18 protein-coding genes are annotated in these 19283 nt (G+C 47.5%); 6 read left to right on the top strand and 12 right to left on the bottom strand.

Features of this window, described 5'->3' with window-relative positions:
- Positions 1 to 6 precede the first annotated feature (6 nt).
- Both D0S45_07640 and D0S45_07635 read right to left on the bottom strand, forming a co-directional pair.
- Positions 7 to 1641, bottom strand: coding sequence for a 4Fe-4S dicluster domain-containing protein (locus D0S45_07640; protein TIH17031.1), 1635 nt, complete (start codon positions 1639 to 1641; stop codon positions 7 to 9).
- Positions 1605 to 2741 carry a glutamate synthase gene (locus D0S45_07635; GenBank protein ID TIH17030.1) on the bottom strand — a complete coding sequence of 379 codons (1137 nt, stop codon included), beginning with the start codon at positions 2739 to 2741 and terminating at the stop codon, positions 1605 to 1607. The genes D0S45_07640 and D0S45_07635 overlap by 37 nt, the downstream gene beginning before the upstream one ends.
- A gap of 885 nt (positions 2742 to 3626) precedes the next feature.
- Between D0S45_07635 and D0S45_07630 the strand changes: the two genes are divergently transcribed.
- A complete protein-coding gene (locus D0S45_07630; protein TIH17029.1) occupies positions 3627 to 3926 on the top strand; it encodes a hypothetical protein in 300 nt (99 codons plus the stop codon).
- Positions 3927 to 3932: 6 nt separating this feature from the next.
- Here the strand turns inward: D0S45_07630 and D0S45_07625 are convergent, their stop codons facing one another.
- The 3 genes from D0S45_07625 to D0S45_07615 all read right to left on the bottom strand — a co-directional run bounded on the left by D0S45_07625 (position 3933) and on the right by D0S45_07615 (position 6519).
- Positions 3933 to 4556, bottom strand: a complete 624-nt coding sequence (locus tag D0S45_07625; protein ID TIH17028.1) for a TetR/AcrR family transcriptional regulator — start codon at positions 4554 to 4556, stop codon at positions 3933 to 3935.
- A 17-nt stretch (positions 4557 to 4573) separates the two neighbouring features.
- Positions 4574 to 5155 carry a class I SAM-dependent methyltransferase gene (locus D0S45_07620; GenBank protein TIH17027.1) on the bottom strand — a complete coding sequence of 194 codons (582 nt, stop codon included), beginning with the start codon at positions 5153 to 5155 and terminating at the stop codon, positions 4574 to 4576.
- Between the two features lie 173 nt (positions 5156 to 5328).
- The gene (locus D0S45_07615; GenBank protein TIH17026.1) at positions 5329 to 6519 is read right to left on the bottom strand and encodes an HD-GYP domain-containing protein; all 1191 of its coding nucleotides are present in this window, start codon (positions 6517 to 6519) and stop codon (positions 5329 to 5331) included.
- A gap of 406 nt (positions 6520 to 6925) precedes the next feature.
- Here D0S45_07615 and greA point away from each other — a divergent pair, with 406 nt between their 5' ends.
- The 5 genes from greA to D0S45_07590 all read left to right on the top strand — a co-directional run bounded on the left by greA (position 6926) and on the right by D0S45_07590 (position 10668).
- The gene (gene greA / locus D0S45_07610; GenBank protein ID TIH17025.1) at positions 6926 to 7411 is read left to right on the top strand and encodes a transcription elongation factor GreA; all 486 of its coding nucleotides are present in this window, start codon (positions 6926 to 6928) and stop codon (positions 7409 to 7411) included.
- Positions 7412 to 7524: 113 nt separating this feature from the next.
- Entirely contained in the window at positions 7525 to 8283 is a 759-nt protein-coding gene (locus D0S45_07605; protein TIH17024.1) for a hypothetical protein, read from the top strand.
- A gap of 84 nt (positions 8284 to 8367) precedes the next feature.
- Positions 8368 to 8802 (top strand): META domain-containing protein, encoded by a 435-nt coding sequence (locus D0S45_07600; GenBank protein TIH17023.1) that lies wholly within the window; start codon positions 8368 to 8370, stop codon positions 8800 to 8802.
- 26 nt (positions 8803 to 8828) lie between these two features.
- Positions 8829 to 10013 carry a sensor histidine kinase gene (locus tag D0S45_07595; protein TIH17022.1) on the top strand — a complete coding sequence of 395 codons (1185 nt, stop codon included), beginning with the start codon at positions 8829 to 8831 and terminating at the stop codon, positions 10011 to 10013.
- Positions 10014 to 10029: 16 nt separating this feature from the next.
- A complete protein-coding gene (locus tag D0S45_07590) occupies positions 10030 to 10668 on the top strand; it encodes a phosphatase PAP2 family protein (protein ID TIH17021.1) in 639 nt (212 codons plus the stop codon).
- A gap of 71 nt (positions 10669 to 10739) precedes the next feature.
- Here the strand turns inward: D0S45_07590 and D0S45_07585 are convergent, their stop codons facing one another.
- The 7 genes from D0S45_07585 to D0S45_07555 all read right to left on the bottom strand — a co-directional run bounded on the left by D0S45_07585 (position 10740) and on the right by D0S45_07555 (position 19177).
- Complete coding sequence (locus tag D0S45_07585; GenBank protein TIH17020.1) at positions 10740 to 13877, bottom strand: multidrug efflux RND transporter permease subunit; 3138 nt, start codon at positions 13875 to 13877, stop codon at positions 10740 to 10742.
- Positions 13878 to 13942: 65 nt separating this feature from the next.
- Positions 13943 to 15121, bottom strand: a complete 1179-nt coding sequence (locus D0S45_07580; protein TIH17019.1) for an efflux RND transporter periplasmic adaptor subunit — start codon at positions 15119 to 15121, stop codon at positions 13943 to 13945.
- 146 nt (positions 15122 to 15267) lie between these two features.
- Positions 15268 to 15570: a hypothetical protein gene (locus tag D0S45_07575; protein ID TIH17018.1), complete on the bottom strand. Its 303-nt coding sequence runs from the start codon at positions 15568 to 15570 to the stop codon at positions 15268 to 15270.
- A 160-nt stretch (positions 15571 to 15730) separates the two neighbouring features.
- Positions 15731 to 16966, bottom strand: a complete 1236-nt coding sequence (locus D0S45_07570; GenBank protein ID TIH17017.1) for a diguanylate cyclase — start codon at positions 16964 to 16966, stop codon at positions 15731 to 15733.
- Positions 16967 to 17070: 104 nt separating this feature from the next.
- Positions 17071 to 17487 (bottom strand): hypothetical protein, encoded by a 417-nt coding sequence (locus D0S45_07565; GenBank protein TIH17016.1) that lies wholly within the window; start codon positions 17485 to 17487, stop codon positions 17071 to 17073.
- 134 nt (positions 17488 to 17621) lie between these two features.
- Positions 17622 to 18758 carry a permease gene (locus tag D0S45_07560; GenBank protein ID TIH17015.1) on the bottom strand — a complete coding sequence of 379 codons (1137 nt, stop codon included), beginning with the start codon at positions 18756 to 18758 and terminating at the stop codon, positions 17622 to 17624.
- Positions 18759 to 18847: 89 nt separating this feature from the next.
- Entirely contained in the window at positions 18848 to 19177 is a 330-nt protein-coding gene (locus D0S45_07555; GenBank protein ID TIH17014.1) for an ArsR family transcriptional regulator, read from the bottom strand.
- Positions 19178 to 19283: the final 106 nt, after the last annotated feature.

The following is a 19283-nucleotide window of genomic DNA, read 5'->3' as shown; positions in this document are numbered from 1 at the left end:
CTGTTGTTAAACCACGTACTTGATGCCGAGTCTGTCAGCAGCAGCACGGTCACTGATACCAAGCGCATCCGCCATGCCGATGGGCAATGAGGTGGAGCGGCCCAGCGGGGCGATAATCTTTTTGATTTCAGTGTCAAAGCTCAGATAGAAGTCAACAACCCTTTCAGCTACCTTTTCAGGATCGAGGCGACGGTAAAGTCTGGGGTCCTGAGAAGTAATACCCTTGGGACACACGCCGATATTACAGACATTGCAGCGGTCCTTTTCAGAACCGAGACAGCCAGCTCCGGCCTGCATAACGTACTTACCGACCTGAACGGCACTCGCGCCGAGCATGATCAATGCAGCAGCGTTGGCCGCAAGGTTACCAGATTTACCGATACCACCGCCTGCGATGAGGGGCAGTTCGTTCTGCTTACCGGTAACAACCAGAGCGTTGTAACAATCGCGCAGGTTACTGGCGATGGGATGTCCCATGTGGTTCATGGAGACGTTATATGCCGCCCCGGTTCCGCCGTCTTCACCGTCAATGGCCAGACCTGCGGCGTAAGGGTTACGGGTCAGGTTGTTGAGAACCGCCAGCGATGTGGAGGATGCGGAAATCTTAGGATAGACCGGGACCCTGAATCCCCAGGCCATACTCATGGACTGGATCATCTTGGCTACAGATTCCTCAATGGAATACTGGGTCTGGTGAGTCGGGGGACTGGGCAGGCTGACACCCTCGGGCACACCGCGAATTGCGGCGATGAGTTTGTTAACCTTGTACCACATGAGCAGGCCGCCATCACCGGGCTTTGCACCCTGACCGTACTTGATCTCGATGGCGCAGGGGTCGACCTTCATTTCCGGAATGGCGTGGATGATTTCATCCCAGCCGAAATAACCGGACGCGATCTGGAGAATAACGTATTTAAGAAAGCGTGAACGGAGCAGTCTGGGAGGACAGCCACCCTCACCGGTGGAGATACGCACGGGCATATTCAGTTCTTCGTTCAGGTAAGCCACACCCATCTGGAGACCTTCCCACATGTTGGGAGACATGGCCCCGAAGGACATGCCGCCGATAACCAGCGGGTAGATTTCGCGAACCGGAGGTTTCCAGCCCTGTTCCTGATAAGTTTTCAAACTTTCTTCAGGGGACTGCACTCGACCAAGCAGGGTGTTCAAACGGAACTCATGACGACCGGCATCAAGTGCGGGGTCGGTGAGCATGGAGATACGCATGAATTTGATCTGGTCCAGCAGAGATTCGCCGGAATTGCGGCGTCCACCACGAGTACGGGGATTGCCGCCGCGGTCGTTGTGGAATTTCTGAGTGGTGGAACCTTCTTCGCGCTTGGGACCGATGGCGTTGTTGGGACAGACCATGTTGCACATGGAACAGCCGATACAAGCGTAGGCCGGGTCGGTCTTCTGGCGGATGCCGTAAAAAATGGAATATTCATTCTCGGCTTTCTTCATCAGGCCGGCGGGAGTCTTAATCTCGCGCTTGCGGTGAACACCGAGTTCAATGGCGTTGACCGGACAGACAGAGGTGCAGCGACCGCACTGGGTACAGAGATCCTTGTCCCACTCGATCTGCCAGTTCAGGTCTCTAACGCCTAAAGTTGACGGGGTAATTGGTCTTTCTGTGAGCATGTTTCTATCTCCTTGCAGTCGGGTCCGACGATTACTGTATCGAGGTGCATGGGCTGGAAGTCCTTGGACTTGTCACGATCGGGAATGACGGCATCAATGCCGCAAACTTCGGAAGAGAAGGCATAGATGCCGTCTTTGCCGCCCACAATACCGGGACGAAGTTTTTTGCGATCCTGAACCATGAACATGGAACCGTCATCAAGAGTTCCGATAATACAGTTGGGTCCGTCGATGATCATCTTGCGGCAGGAACGCTTGAGGGTCGCCAGAAACTCACGGTCCGGGTGATCAGCCATCTCATGATCCATGAGCGGAGTGATGACGTGCTTGTAGGCACGGATATCCAGCCCCAGACGTTTGGTGGTGTAATGGGCGATATGAGTAAAAACCTCGGAGTCGGACTGATAGCCGGAGTATCCGGTTACATTTCTGGACTGCATATATTCCATAATGGGGATAAATGCGGTGTTCTCGCCGTTGGTCATGGAGGCGACGCCTTCAATAAAGAAGGGGTGGCAGGCGTAAAGGTTGATGGCGTAGTTGGTGTTCTGCCTGCCCTGCGCCAGAATGTGACGGGCGTAGAGGTTACGGTTGGCACCGAGCTGAAGCCATTCACCGATCTCAAGGGGATCACCGACTTCTTTTACAATGATAGTATCGGGCCAGAAAGAGAAAACCATGATATCGCCGTCTTCTTCACCCATCTTGCGAAGTTCAAGACGCATTTCAACCAGTTTCTGCCCCTGCTGCGCGGCAGTAAGTTCCTTCCAGCCTCTGGGAACCTTGTATGCGATAGCCGCATATGTTCCGCGAACGGGAGTGCCTTCCGGTGGCTCGGTCTCGGGGGTGTAAAGAATGCTGTACTGGGACTTAAAACCGTGGTCCATGGTATACTGTTCCAGTCTGCGCAGGCCTGCTTCGGTAAAAATACCGGAAAGGATGGGACAGCCCTGTAACTCTTCCTCAAAACGACCGCCCAGTCCTCTGAGACAGAGACCCACGCCGGAGCCGTCATGACCTTCTTTCATTGTATTGAGGGCATTGATGGCCAGCATGGGTGAAATAGGATCGCGACTTGTAAGCGCAAATAAACGGCACATATTGTCAGCTCACTCCATGATTATAAGGTTCAACAGGTGCAGTGGCCCGGCAGACTGCCAGGGAAACGGACGGTTCCGAAACTCTGGGAGATTTCCAGCAGGCAACTGACTTGTTTTTAATGAAAAATGTATCAGCCAGTGCGGCTCTAATCTGGATATCTTTCGAATTAAATAATGCGTGCCCGCTACTATATTACATTTTGAGCTTTTCCACCTCTCAAAATTGGCACGGTCGTTTTTTTCCAGGAATCTGAAATTGAATCGAAATAGGATATAAAGATCATTTTTTGAAGATTAGAGCGATTCAGAGATCCAAGAATGTCAGAAAAAAACAATTTTGGCAAACAAAAATACGAAACTGAAGTTTTTTATGTAAGCAAGTGCTTCCTCTGCATGCAACATGGCTCAAAAATCCGCCTACTCATAACTTTACAGCTTTTAACTTTCGCCTAAAAGCAGAAAGCAACATATTGAAATAAATGCATAATTGCTGAAAGATAGAACAATTAACCAACAATCACACCAAACTGGCAATTACGGCAAACACATAATTCACCTTTTGGTAAAAGGTGGTTACTGGCGTCAAAACAGACCCTTCATTATTATTAATCGCGCAATTATTAAGTCTCAAACAAGGCAGGTGGACAATTGTACGAGATAACGGCTCGACAATTTTTTCTCTCTCAGTCAGCTAACCTTACGAAAATTACATTTTTGGCAAACACACGAAAAACTCAGATAATTTTCAACATATATGTAAATCGAATACTCAAACCAAATGCAACTTCTGGAGATGTCCAACCACATGCCTTCAGCATACTTCTTGCCCAATTTCAGACAAACAAGTTATACTCAAAACGTAATCAACACCCAAAGGGAGCACCAATGGAACGAAAAGACATTGAAAGAATTTTTGAAGCGTACTTTGAAAAATACAAGAAAACGGAAGGGGACCGCACGGCGTGGTCTTCGGTTTGGCTGGAGACAACCGGAGCCGGGGTTCTGGAGCTGAACATGACCAAATGCCCTAAAGGAACCACGTTCAAAATTTTCGTAAACAAGAGAAAAGAAGCGCAGATTCTGGGCTGGGATGCTTATTTCACAACCATGAATGAAATATCTACCAGATATCCGGGCCTCTACGATGATGACAAACTCTTCTCAGACATGGAATTTGTTATTTAATAAAAATCAGGACTGAGGGCCGAGAAGATACGCCTCAAGCATCAGGACCATCTGGTAGACGAGACGGTCTTCACCAACATCAGAATCAAATACAACCGCCTGATGCGAGACCTCTTCCACTACCCAATGAACCAATTCGGCAGCAGCTTCAAGATCATCAACCTTAAGATGTTCCTTCTGTGAACTCAAAAATCCCAGCAGTTTCTTGCGAATTCTCCGGTCCCGTTCTCTACCTATGGCCGAAATATCTTCATCCGTGGCTTCAAGGGCCATGACTTCGCGGAAAAACATACGGTTGCTGCGGTGAGATTCCACAGAATAAACTCCCAACATCCGCAACCCCTCTCGAATGGAACTGCCCTCATCAAGCATGAATTGGGCTTTATCAAAAATATCAAAACTCATCCGTCCCTGAAGCATGTTGATGACCTCAATGAAAATCACCTTTTTATTCTTGAAGTAGCGGTAGACTGACCCGGTTGCTACCCCGGCTGCGGCGGCAATGTTTTTGGTATTGGCCCCGGAGTATCCCTTTTCGGAAAAAACCTCCAAGGCCGCTTCCAAAATATCATTTCTGGTAACATCCGCCCTGTCCTGCACAGGTTCGAAGTTTCCATGCTTACGTATCATTTTAGTCCTTTATACACTTAATGATTATCCGGTTTCCGCAAATATGCCCGCCTAGCCATAAACGATACAGGCAATTGTTCCACGAGAAAACCGATATCCTGAGCTGTTTTCAATTCCCGTTCAAAAATATCAGCCCTGACATGATTGCGCGGTTCAGTAAAGAAAAACCCTCCGCCCGGCACAAGCAAATTATAAACTTCCCGCAATACCACGCGCTGATCCGGTGTTTCGTGAATCACGTTCCCGGCAATAACAAAATCCACCTTACCGGGATAACCAATGTTCTCAGCCGAGCACTGATGCGAAGAAATAATCCCGGCAACTCCGGCCTTGCCTGCCCGCTTAAGGGCGATTTCAAGCATCTTTTCCTGCAAGTCAACGGCAACAACTTCGCCGCCATCACCCACCAATTTTGCCGCGCCGATGGAATAATGCCCCAAACCGCAGCCGAAATCCAGCACGCGCATTCCCGGACGCACCCACCTGCCAAGAGCCTTCTCAGCCGGATCAACCAGCCTGCGCAACCAGTTATCAAAAGTATAGGCAACCCACCATGGGCAGACATGTATACTATCATTACTTTTCACTACATTTGACATAATAACTTTCTCCTTTTTTTAAAAAATGAGTACAAGTTCATCTTTAGTCAAGAAGAAAAGTTGAACCTTAGTTCACCTTAACACTAGAACTAAGCTAACACCCTAAAAAAACGAAAAAAGGCCAGGGTCATTAACTTCTGACCCCGGCCTTCAAAGAGACATAAAACCGTATTTTAGACTAAAAAACGGGAGAGCTGTTGCATATCACCCCCCAGCGACTTGGGGTCAGGCTGACGCATAACCTTTACTTTACGACCCTCGTTCTCATAAGAGGCAAGATCGATGCATTCGGAAAGAACCGGCTGCATTTTATCGTTAAACAAAACCTTAACCTTGGGCTGCCGGGGCTTAGTCTCATTAGTTTCCAGCACAATGGCAAAACGCAGATCATCAAGCTGGACCATTGTTCCCGGAGGATAAATTCCCATAACCCGGATAAAACGATTCAGGTAGGCGGGATCAAAATCAGTCCCCTTCCATTTATACATCTGACTTAAGGTCTTGGCCGGAGTTATGGCTTTCTTGTAAACCCTAACACTAGTCAAGGCATCATAAACATCACTTATGGCTATAATCCGCCCGAAGGGGTGAATATCCTCGCCTTTAATTTTACTCGGATAACCGTTTCCATCATAACGCTCATGGTGCTCGACCACTCCACGCAGGACAGCCTGATCAAGTCCCTTAACATCTCTCAAAACTTCAAGCCCTTCCTGAGGATGACTCTTCATGACTTCATATTCAGAATCAGTAAGCTTTCCGGGTTTATTGAGGACCTTGTTGGGAATGCGCCCCTTGCCCACATCGTGAAATAAAGCGGCAACACCCAGCGACTCCAATTCATTGCGACTCAATCCGAGAGCCTTGCCCAGCAACAATGAATATAGATTTACATTGATGCTGTGAGTATAAGTGTATTCGTCATATCGCTTCAAAAAAGCCAGAGTCAGAGCTGCCGGTTCATTAGCAGTCAGACTATCGATAACCTCACCGACAATAGGGACTGCCTCTTCAACTTCAACAGTCTTTCCCCTGCGCACATCGTCTATAAACTTGTGGGCATAATTCAGAGCTTCTTCATGAACCCGGCGCGCTTCAGGCAAAGCATCAGCCATATTGCGGGCAGCATCCTCAGCGGAGAGTGCCCCTTTATCGCAGGCATAATCCATATTTGGAAGAACTTTTCCGGTCAGGATCTCAACCTTCTCAGTCTCATCAGGAAGATATTTGGAGATATCACCATGAGACTCGATAAACTTCCCCACCTCAACCAGAGGATCATTAAAAGTCCCGGCTCCATACCGCTGAACATACATCCCCGGCTTAACATCCTTCTTCTGAATAAATTTTACGTCTTCAGCCACCGCAACACCCTCTCAAACAAAATATGCAAAATTATCTACACGGATGACCAACTTATCCGTAAAAATATATTTTAAAAAGGCCATTTCTTCATAAAAAAAATTTCAATAAAACCAATTTATTATTGTTACAATTATAATTTATGAAACCTTACAGCAGCATTAAATGAAAATTACAAAAACATTATTCTAAGTGACAACATACTCTTAACATTAAAAAAAAAGTCAAACCAGCTATCTTATACCAAAAGCGACTTGACCTACTCCAAAGGATGTTCTACCCAGAACTTTCAGCAACTGAAAAGTTGCTCCGAACCATGTACCCAACGCAGCTTCACTTCCGCAAAAAGGTTTTTCGGCAGTGGCTGCATTTTTATTGACAACGACGGAATTATTTGAGGTTTATGGAATGAGCAGTATACCCATTTCACAAGAAGGCTTTGCGAAGATCAAGAAAGAGCTGGCAACTCTTAAAAAAGAACGTCCCGAGGTAATCAAAGCTATTGCGGAAGCCCGCGAAGAAGGTGACCTGAAAGAAAACGGCGGCTACCACGCAGCCCGTGAAAGACAGGGAATGCTTGAAGCGAAGATCAATTACATTGAATCCCGCATCCCCCAGTTCAATGTCGTAGACATGAAAACTCTCGGTGGCCCAAAAGTAACATTCGGCGCAACCGTTGAGCTTGAAGACATTGATACCGGTGACGAAAAGACCTACACCATCATGGGACCGGACGAGAGTGATTTCAAAAAAGGCATCATCTCCGTTGAATCCCCGGTGGGCAGAGCCCTGCTCGGTAAAGAGGAAGGAGACGAGGTAATTGTCAACGCTCCCCGTGGCAGAATCGAATACGGCATCGTTTCTGTCGTCTTTAACGGGCCAGTCTCCCAATAGAACAGTATTTTTCCGTCAGCCAATAATCAGGGCCACTGGTTCTGTACTAATGCAATCAAAAGGGGATGTGCCAAGGCGCATCCCCTTTTTTATAATCTCGAGCGGACATTCATATGAACGGCACGGAAATATTCACAAACAACATCTCCTGCTCAGGCTACTGTACCCGATGCAAAGCCACCCACACCCTCAGTGCGGGAAAGGCCATCCATCTATGCCTTGAACTGATGGCAACACTGGACGCAACCAAACGTGCGGACTTTGACCTGCCGCTGGAACATGCCGAGCCGGATTTCAGCACCGACTACCTTTTCGGCAAAGCACGCGGTCAAATGTTCGGGATCATGACCTATCTGGACCACGCGGGACAAGAATACTCAGCCAAGGCTTTCTCCGGGCAGTACAACGGTAACTGGGAAATACCCGGCTGGGTAAGCCCGATCATCAACCCTCACGAATTCCAGAAGCTGACCGAATCCACAGAAAAAGAAATTAAGAGAATCGGCCGGGAAATGGAAAAACTGACTCCCAAAACAGCTGACCATGACACCCTTTCCGCCCAGCGCAAGAAACTATCACAAAATTTGATGCGCGAAATCCACGCTATTTACGCAGTTCACAACTTTCGCGGCAAAACCCGCCCCATGCCGGAAATCATATACGGAAACAAGGGCATCCCCACCGGAACCGGAGATTGCTGCGCACCGAAGCTGCTCAATTTTGCTGCAAAAAACGGTTATACCCCGCTGTCCATTGCTGAATTCTATTATGGCAAGGAGAACCGCTCCCGCACAAAAAAGCATAAACAATTCTACCCTTCCTGCGCAGACAAGTGCGGCCTTATTCTCGGCTACATGCTTTGTGGACTTTAAATAAATATTCCGGCAATTTTCTCAAATTTTTTCTATCAAAAAGAGTTAGATACAAGTACAATACTTGGATGGAGGAACCTTTTTATGAAAATTACAAACCTGAAAAAGACTTTCCTGCCAGCTTTAACAGCCTGCATTATCCTTTTTGCTGCTGGCTGCGCGCCTAAGCAGACTTACTATCCTGTTTATGAAAATCCCACCGAGACAAAGTGGATTGCGGAGGATATTGACGGGAAGTCCCTAGGAGGCTTCGCCCATATCTGGATGCGTCTGGACAGCAATGGTAAAATATACGGCTCCGGCGGCTGTAACAGCTTTCGCGGTAACTATTCATACGTAAACGGAATTTTCAAGACCGGTCCGCTGGCCATGACCCGCAAATCCTGCTCCAAAAACATAAATTTGCAGGAATTCAAATTTATGCAAGCTCTAGAAAAAGTTGATTCCATGCAGGAAAGAGACGGCATGCTTTACATGGAAGGGAACGGCAATTCACTGCTTTTTTATAAAGGTCATTAAACAAGTAATGACCTGTGAGGGATTTGATGAACGACGAAGTATACAACTTGGATTCTCCTATGGAGAGCTACAATCCCTGTAGTCTTGAAATTCTGGACCAGCACGAAAGAATAAGGAAAGACTTTGCTGCGGAACTTATCAATTCCGTGCCTAATCCATCATTTATCCTGAACAATGAAAGAAAAATTGTCCTCTATAATGAGACCCTTGCGACTGCTGTAGGTGAAAAACGCAAGAATATGATTCTTGGACGCCGCCCAGGAGAGCTGCTCAGCTGCTGCAACTCACGAAAGAACTGGCGCGGAACCTCTGTCCCCTGTGGCCAGTGCGGAGCTTTGCGAGCCTTCCAGACCGCCATGACCGGAGACAAGGCTGAAGAAGAGTGTATGCTGCTGGGCAGCATTGAGGGTAAGGTCAAAGCATATACATTCAAAGTCAATGCCTCTCCTATAAAAATCCGGGACGAGCAATATTTCATAATTCATCTGACGGATATTTCCGACAGTAAACACAAAGAAATGATGGAACGGGTGTTCCTTCACGACCTGCTCAATGCAGTAAACGGCATCGTCAATGCAGGAACTCTTATCAAGGATGACGCCGTAAAAATAGAACACCGTGAACTGGCTGGGATGATTGTAGATCGGGCCAGATTTATGGCAAATGAAATTGATGCCCATAGGCTCTTCATTTCCGCTGAAACCAAACAACTCGAAATCCACAACGAACCGGTTGCCATAAAACAGATTCTCGAATCTATCAGTACATTCTACTCCAGCAGCCAACTGGTAAAAGACAAAAACATTTCGATTAACTCTGAAATTGAAGAGTTCTGCCTGCATACAGACAAACGAATCCTCTACCGCATAATTGAAAATCTAGTTAAAAACGCAATTGAAGCCTCACCGGAAAATGGAAAAGTTGTGATTAAGGCCAGTAACGATGACAATGCTGGTTTGTTCACGGTTTCCAATAACGGAACCATTCCCATGACAGTTGCCCATCAGATTTTTAGAAAATCATTTTCCACCAAAGGAAAAGGTAGAGGTCTTGGAACATACAGCGTAAAAATGTTCACTGAAAACTACCTCCAAGGAAAAGTCTGGTTTGATTCGTCACAAGACGACGGAACCAATTTTTATATAGAGCTGCCCCTCTCCACTTCAGCAAAACCGCTAGCGGTAGATCCATGCCCCCGAGAACTGCAATAATAAAAAAGGAGACACTATGGACGACAATCCCAAACGGTTGTCTCTGTACACCACCGCAGGAGCATTTGCGGCCCTTCTGCTGATCATTCTTTTTTACCAACACCTTGACCTGCCCATTGCCAAAGCCGCCCATACCCTAAAAGGAACTTTTACAGTAACCGTCGGCAAGCTTATCAGCAAACTGGCCTCCAAACATGTCATTCAGACAATCTCCTTTCTGGCCCTGATCTGCGGTAGTATAGATGCAATGCTGAACGGTCTCCAAAACAGATCGCGGGCTTTGCTGCTGGTGGCCTTTTCAACCATGACCGCCATGCTTATCGGCGATGAACTTAAATGGTTCTTCGGTCGCTGCCGTCCACCCCTTTTCTTTGAGGACGGATCTTATGGATTCACCTGGTTTTCCGGAAAGTATTTGCAGAACTCTTTCCCTTCAGGGCACACCTTGCGTATTTTTTCGCTGAGCACTGCCGTGGCCCTGCTTTTACCACGCAAAAAATACCTTCCGTTTATTCTGGCACTGCTGGTGGGATTAAGCCGGGTTGTGGTGGGTAAACATTATCCCGCAGATGTTATCTTCGGCTGTTTTATCGGCATAACTTGCGCAATCTGGACACATTACTTCCTGTATCGAAACTGCACCAACCGGGAATAGAACTCGCTACCCAAAAAAAAGACCCCGCCAGAATATTCCGGCGGGGTCTTTTTTTGAACTTAAATTAACAGCTATTCATCAGGAGATTCAGACTTCTCGGCTGCTTTCTTCCTATTCTGCACTTTGACCAACGTCACATAGAACAGCGGCACAAAGAGTACACCAAGGATGGTAGCTGCGATCATCCCTGCAAACACCGAAGTACCGAGAGCATGACGGCTGGCCGATCCCGCTCCCTGCGCAATTACCAGCGGCACAACGCCAAGGATAAATGCAAATGAAGTCATCAGAATAGGCCGGAAACGAACCTGCGCAGCATGCACGGCAGCATCCACCAACGAAGCACCCTGCTCATACTTGGCCTTGGCAAACTCCACGATGAGAATCGCGTTCTTAGCTGCAAGTCCGATTAGCATGATCAAACCAATCTGGGCATAAACATTGTTATCCAGCCCACGCAGGAACTGACCGGAGATAGCCCCGAACACACCCAGCGGAACCGCAAAAACAATCGCCAGCGGAATAATCCAGCTTTCATACTGCGCGGCAAGCACGAGAAATACCATCATGACCGCCAACGCAAATATAACTACGACCTCACCACCGGATTTCTTTTCCTGATAGGCAATGTTGGTCCAATCAAAACCATAACCCCTCGGCAAAGTATCACGGGCAATCTTTTCCATAATCGCCATGGCCTGTCCGGTACTGTATCCCGGAGCATTGGCAGCGGTTATCTCAATAGCCCGGAATAAATTGTAACGCTGAATATATTCCGGACCGAAAATCTTCTTCTGGTTAAGAAGAGTGGAAAGAGGAATCATCTTCCCGGTATCGCCGCGCACATAAAACTTGGAAACATCACTGGGACTGGTTCTGAACTGGGAGTCAGCCTGAGCCATGACCCGGAAGGTCCTGCCATACTTGTTGAAGTCATTGATGTAGTATCCGCCGAGAAAAGTCTGCATAGCGGTGAAAACTTCATTAAGAGGAATCCCCAGCTTGCGGACCTTGTCACGATCAACATCAACAAAAATCTGCGGAACATTGGCACTGAAAGTAGAAAAGATACCTGTCAATTCCGGATGCTTGCGTAACTCATCCATATAGTTCTGCGCAGCCTGAGCCAGCTCCTCCACTGTTCCCCCGGAGCGGTCCTGCAATTCGAACTGCAAACCGCCGGTGGAACCGATGCCGTTAATGGGCGGCGGGTTAAAGCAAAGAACCATTGCTTCCTGAATACCCATAACTTTCTGCTGCACCTTACCAAGAATGGCATTCACATGCAGCTGCGGATCAGTACGTTCATCCCATGGATCAAGGGTAGCAAACAAGGTCGAAGTATAGGATGAATAGGCCCCGGTAATCAGGTTGAACCCGCCCAGAGCAAAATAGGTTTTCACACCGGCTTCATTTTTCAGGATTTCCTCAACCTGCTTCACAACTGCATCCGAACGTTCAAGGGAAGCACCTTCAGGCAGCTGTACGTTGATCATGAAATAGCCCTGATCCTCGTTAGGCACGAATCCGGTGGGCACCGTCTGAAACAGGGAATAGGTTCCGAACATGAGAACTCCGAAAATTCCCAACGCAACAATCGACTTACGCAGAATTATCCGCACTCCGGACGTATACCCGGAAGTAATTTTACCAAAATATTTATTAAACTGCTTAAAAAACCAGCCCAACGGCCCGCGCATTTCTTTTTGCGGTCGCAAAAGCAGAGCAGACATGGCCGGAGAAAAAGTAAGCGCGTTAACAGACGAAATGGCAACGGAGACCGCAAGGGTCAACGCGAACTGCTTGTAAAGCTGCCCGGAAATTCCGCCCATAAAGGCTACAGGAACGAACACGGCAATAAGAACCGCAGTGGTTGCCACAATAGGCCCAGAAACCTCTTTCATGGCCTCCTTGGTGGCCGTCTTGGCGTCCAGCCCCTCCTCGTCAATTTTTGATTGCACCGCCTCGACCACAACAATGGCATCATCAACAACAATACCGATAGCCAAGACCATGCCGAACAGGGTCAGGGTGTTGATGGAGAATCCCAGTACCTGAAAGAAGGCAAAAGTACCAACCAAAGAAACCGGAACCGCAATCATAGGTACGATAGTGGCTCGCAGATTCTGCAAAAAGATGAAGACCACAATAAATACGAGAGCCATGGCCTCGTAAAGAGTATCCATAACCTCATCAATGGATGCGGTAACGAACAGGGTGGTATCGTAAGGAATGTCGTATTTCATTCCGGTGGGGAAATTCTGTGAAAGATCCTTCATGGTAGAACGCACGTGCTCTACAATATCCAGAGCGTTTGCGCCGGGAAGCTGGTAAACCAGCAACATTGCGGACTCGATTTCGTCCTGTCTACCGAATGCGGAATAGGATTTAGACCCCATTTCAACACGGGCCACATCACGAACATGGACAGTACTGCCGTCCGGATGAGCCTTGATTATGATATTTCCAAACTCTTCAGGTTCGCTAAGACGTCCTTTAACCCGCACAGTCAACTGAAACTGCTGTCCTGAAGCAGCTGGAGGCTGTCCCACCTGCCCAGCCGGAGCCTGTAGGTTCTGTTCCTGCACGGCAGCAATAATATCGTCGGCAGTGATCGCCAATCTGGCCATTTTATCCGGGTCCAGCCAGAGACGCATGCCGTAATCCTGATCACCAAAAAGGGAAACACTACCCACACCGGGAATACGGGAAATAGCATCAAACAGGTTGATCTTGGCGTAGTTGTTGAGAAAAAGGGAATCATATGTCCCATTGGGAGAAATCAAACTAATCACGCAGATCATGCTGGAAGACTGCTTCTTAACACTTACCCCGGATTTAGTTACTTCCGCTGGCAGCTGGGGGGTGGCAAGGCTGACCCTGTTCTGCACATCGACAGTTGCCAATTCCAGATCACGTCCCAGATCAAAGGTGACGTTGAGCACCATTCGTCCGTCGTTGGAACTGATGGAGTTCATGTAAAGCATATCCTGCGCGCCGTTGACCTGCTCCTCAATGGGAGCCGCAACAGTCTGTTCCACAACATCCGCGCTGGCACCGGTATACTGAGCCGCAATCTGCACCGTAGGTGGTGCAATTTCCGGATATTGGGCAATGGGCAGGGTAAAAATACTCAGCAAGCCCACCAGAGTGATAATGATGGAGATAACGGACGAGAAAATGGGTCTGTCGATAAAGAAATTGACCATGGCTTCTTCCTGCAAAAAAATTATCTCCCCGCAAGCGCAGGGAGATTTGCTACATTAATATGGAGTTACTCTTGCCTAGCTTCGAGCTTGTCTTGAACAATCTGGGGGCTAACCGCAGTTCCGGGACGAATCTTATTCACACCGTCAGCAATAACCAGAGTCCCGGAATCGATTCCGGTTTTGACCACGGTGTTGCGGTCATCGGTGTAATCAATGGTTATCGACTTTTCTTCTACGGTTCCGTTAACAACGGTCAGCAGGGATTTACGTCCCTGAATATCGAGCAACGCCCGTGTGGGTACAACCAGCGCATTGGGATACTCTTTCAGACAAACCACAACCTTGGCATACTGGCCGTCACGCAGAATCCTTTCCGGATTAGGAAACTCGGCTCTGATCCCCAGAGTCCCTGTAGAAGAGTCCACGGCGCGGTCAGCCATGTTAAAAGTACCGTTATGATCATAGTAACCGCCATCTGCCAGAATTATCTGAAGATTTGACTCCTTGTCAGGCCTCCCGGACTTTCTGTTGGCTTCTATTTCACGGATGGCGACAAGATATTCTTTTTCAGGGATGCTGAAATTTACATAAACAGGATCTACAGCGGAAACAGTTGCCAGCACAGTTGCTTCAGCGGCAACCAGAGTTCCCGGTTCAACCTGAGTTCGCCCGATAATACCATTCATGGGAGACTTAATCTGGGTAAAACCCATATCCAGATTGGCCTGCTCCACCTGAGCTTTGGCGTTGCTTACATTAGCCTCAAGCACCTGCTTATCGGTAATCTTGGAATCAAATTCCTCACGGCTCACTGCGCCCTGATCAAAGAGGGCCTTGAATCTCTTGTAATCCTTGCTGGCCTTGGCAAGACTAGCTCTGGTACTGGCCAGCTCGGCTTCTGCCTTTTTCAGGGCTTCTCTATAAGGACGGGGGTCAATTACAAAAAGGGGCTGACCATCTTCTACCTTCTGCCCTTCAGTAAACAACCGCTCTTTAATATGCCCTTGAACACGGGCCTTAATCTCTACAGTCTTCAAAGCCTCAACCTGGGCCACATACTCGCCCATCACAGGGAACTGATGCTCAGCAACCTTGAGAACTTTTACAGGTATGGCCTTGGCAGCCCCCTGCTCTTCTTTTTCATCACCAAAACATCCGCCCAGAACAACAGACGCGGACAACAGGACAAAAAGAAAAATTGCGGATGCTTTTTTTGGAGCAACCGCACGAGATAATGACTTCACAAATTCCCCCTGAGTAATATTTCGAAGAAAGAGATTACCCTAGAAACAGTAATCCATTCCCAATCCCATTTATTTTTAAAACTATGAGACACTAACCGATTACCATTTCAAAACAAAGTAAATTATTATGTATCACACTAAAAGGATTAGTGATGCAACCTGTCCCTGATCTGCTCAATGGCCTGCGGAATCTCAGCAGCGGCCAGTATCTTTAAATTATCATATTCAGCCTTGAATTCAGGGCTGGGGTAAGTCCGGTCCACGATACTGGATGAATACAGGCTCGGAATACTATTCAAAACCACACAAGCAATATCAAACAAGCATTTATCGCATTGGCAGAATTCAATCTCCTCCCTGCTGATGAGGACCTGCAACTCTTCATACACAGCCTCTTCGGCAAGGTTTACGATTTCGCCAGTCTTAAAGAAATCCTTCTTTGACAACATAGTCACCCCCTTTGCTTGAACTGTCACGGCGTCAACTTACACTATAATAAGTATAGCGCATAAAAAAAGGTATTCAAAGCCAATTTTAAAACCGTTCAAACAAAAAATCCGACACGAAAAACGTACCGGATTATACAAAAATTGAACAAATATTCTGTTGCTAGTCACACAGGACTTTATTCCTACCGGACCGTTTGGCCTCATAAAGCTTATCATCCGCCCGGCTGACCATTGCGGTCAGCGAATCATCCATGTCGGCAGTGGCCCCGATAGAGACGGTCAAAGTGATAATCTGCTCTTTGAATTCCACTGAAAATCCCTCCACCAACATTCTGAACTCTTCCAGAAAATCAACCAATTCGTCAGCCGGAACCCCGTCAAGAACAACAGTGAATTCTTCTCCGCCGAATCTGGAAACCAGTCCCGCATCACCCACATATTCAGCCAGCAATGCAGAAAATTTCTTTAAGACCTCATCTCCGGCATCATGCCCGTAAGTATCATTTATCTTTTTAAAATGATCAATATCGAGCATGCCCACACAAAACTCACGCGCTCCAAGAACGGCCTGTTCATACAAAGGCTCACCATATTCAAAGAAATATCTCCTGTTCCACAGCCCGGTCAAAAAATCTTTGTTGGCCCGATCGCGGGAAGCTTCAATCAGCTCAAGAAATTCTAAGTTGGAATTTACCCGGCAGAGTATTTCCTCAACAGAAGCACTTTTCTGGATAAAATCATTGGCTCCCTGTTTCAGGAAAAGCGGGGCAGTGCGGGATTTAGTATCAGAAGAAAGGACTATGATACTGAGTTCATCCATAGACCGAATGGAGCGCAGATGCGCAGTAAGCTCAAGCCCGTCCATTTCCGGCATGTTGTAGTCAGTCAAAACCAGCCTAATGTCGCTGTTAGTATAAAAAACCTTTGTTGCGGCGCTCCCGTCTTCAGCCTGAAGAACTGTCAACCCCTGCCGCTTGAGAATTCTTGCGATCCAGTCACGCACTGAAGCTGAATCATCAACCACCAGAACCTTTATCCCCTGATTCTTGTAAACCCGGTTTACAATACGGGCAATATAGGCTGACTGATCAGATTTTTTGAGCACATAATCCACAATACTCTTTTTAGCCAAAGCACTCAGTGCCTGTTCGTCCAACGATGCAGTGACCGCAATGGCAGGGATCCGGTTTTCAAGCAATAAATCAATGCCCATACCATACTCAGCGTCATCAAGCACCATACTGCTCAACCCGACAAAGTAATCGTTTACGGAAATCAAATTCTTTGCACTCTCGTGAGTGCAGGCAAGGTCACACTCAAATCCAGACTTCAATAGAGTAACCTGAATAAACTTAGCCGTAGCCTTACTTGGCTCCAATATAAGAACTCTACTCACACAACTCCCCGACTATTACTATGCAAAAATTTTAAGCCTGAGCCTAACACTATAACTAGCACACACTCAATTTCGAACCATTATTATTTTGTAAAGACTCACTCTTATTCTCTGACGCATGTATCACATCCGCATACAGCATACTTGGAATTAGCCCTTTGCTGACCGAACAACGATTTTATTTTTTTACGCAACTCTTCCAACATTACAGGGTCAACTTCCGAGACAGGGCATTGAACGCCCATTTTGGTCAAACAAAAAGCGTGCACGGGCTCAATCCCCATTTTACTTAACATGATCTGCGAACACCCCTTTTCACAACCGTCAATAACAATGAGATCCCGGACTTTGCCCACTTCTTCCACACATTCATCCAAACCGGCCCCAATCCCGGCAAGACAGACCATCTTGGCAAACCCGCTCCTGTTCAACTCCACAGCAAGGCTGTTGGCAGCCTGACCGGAACCGGACCCACCGGAACAACTAACAACCATAAAACCAGTTTCATATTCTTCAGTCATTGTGCAGCACCTCCAGAAAAAATTGTTCCAGCCTAACAATAACACAACTCCAGCCTGAGAAAAAAGGCTAAAACGCAAACAACCGCATTCCCCCTGTGGAAAATGCGGTTGAACAAACGCTACCTTTAACAAAATTAAATAATCATATTGAACAGATAGCCCACAACAAGGATACCACAGGCAACAACACTGACAAAAACTGCAATCAACTTGGGCTTGAGCACCTTGCGCAGGATGACGATTTCAGGAAAAGACAGAGCGATTACACTCATCATAAAGGCCAGCACGGTTCCAAGGGCAGCCCCTTTGCCAAGCAATGCATCAACGATGGGAATAACCCCGGCGGCATTGGTGTACATGGGAATACCCAGCAACACTGAAACGGGAACCGCCCACCAGACACCCTTACCCATAATGGAAGCCATCATATCTTCAGGAACATATCCATGGATTGCTGCACCGGCAGCAATACCGAGCACAACATAAAACCAGACCTTGCCCACAATATCCTTAACCGAATCAATGCCGAAAGCCACCCGGTCCTCAACACTCATGCCGGACTGCGGACCATTGTTATCTGCGCTGGCCAGCTTGACCCAGCCTTCCACATGCTTCTCCATGCCGAGCCGCCCGATAACCCATCCGGCCACAACGGCAATGGAAATTCCGGTAATGAAATACAGAGTCGCGACCTTCCAGCCCATGAGTCCGTAAAGCAGCACCAATGCCACTTCATTAACCATGGGGGCTGAAATAAGAAAGGAAAAGGTAACGCCCAGCGGAACTCCCCCGGCCACAAAACCGATGAAAAGCGGTACTGCGGAACAGGAACAAAACGGGGTAACCACGCCGAGCAGGGCAGCCAGAACATTACCCACAGATTCTCGCTTCCCGGCCAGAACCTTGCGGGTCCACTCAACTGTCACATAGGAACGGATAATACCGATACCGAAGACCACCAGCACCAGCAGCATCAAGACCTTGGGTGTATCGTAGATGAAAAACTGTATAGCCTCCCCAAGATGACTGCCCGGAGTAAGGCCGAAAAGATCAAAAGCCGCATATTTGGAAAAAGGCAGCAGCTGTGAATAAAGCGCGTACCAAAGCAGCAGCCCCCCGGCCATTACCGCCCACAGAGCATTGCCTTTTATGGGCAGAGTGGCGGATTTAGGCTCTTCTACAGAGGCTTCCGATTCGGGACTCATGCCCAGAGGTTCCAATTTTTTGGGTTCAGATGAACAGGCACAAGGTTTAATATTTAGTTCTTCCACTCTCTCTTCTCCTACGTTTATATTTTGCCAAATACGAAAGCTTAGGTTTAAAAAAGAACAGCCGCAACAAAACCGCAGCTGTTCCCTGTTTACATTTTCTTTATGGAATTTGCGGCGTAGGCTCTGGCCTGTTCCTCAAATTTTAAAGCGAAGAAATTTTCAAGACAGCTCAGAAACCCCGGGACACAATCCATGGCCAGACTATAATACACGTTAGTACCGCGCTTACTGTCTTTGAGCACCCCGGCATCCTTAAGTAAAGAAAGATGCTTGGACACGGTGGAAATATCCCGCCCCACAATAGGGACAATATCACAGACGCAAAGCTCGCCTTCACAAAGAGCTTCCACAATGGCAAGCCTGCTGGGATGGCCCAATGCCTTAAACACTTTCGATTTGGTCTCGATATTCGCTGTCATGCTTATTTCTCCATATTTTCCTATTTGGCAAAATATAAAAATTACTCCAAACTTGTCAAGCCGTCGCAGCTAAATAAATCACCAAGAAGAACTGACAAAGCGGATA

This window comes from Marinifilum sp. JC120 (assembly GCA_004923195.1).
Classification (GTDB): domain Bacteria; phylum Desulfobacterota; class Desulfovibrionia; order Desulfovibrionales; family Desulfovibrionaceae; genus Maridesulfovibrio.
The sequence above is the reverse complement of the archived record's forward strand: the minus strand, read 5'-3'. Positions and strand labels throughout refer to the sequence as shown.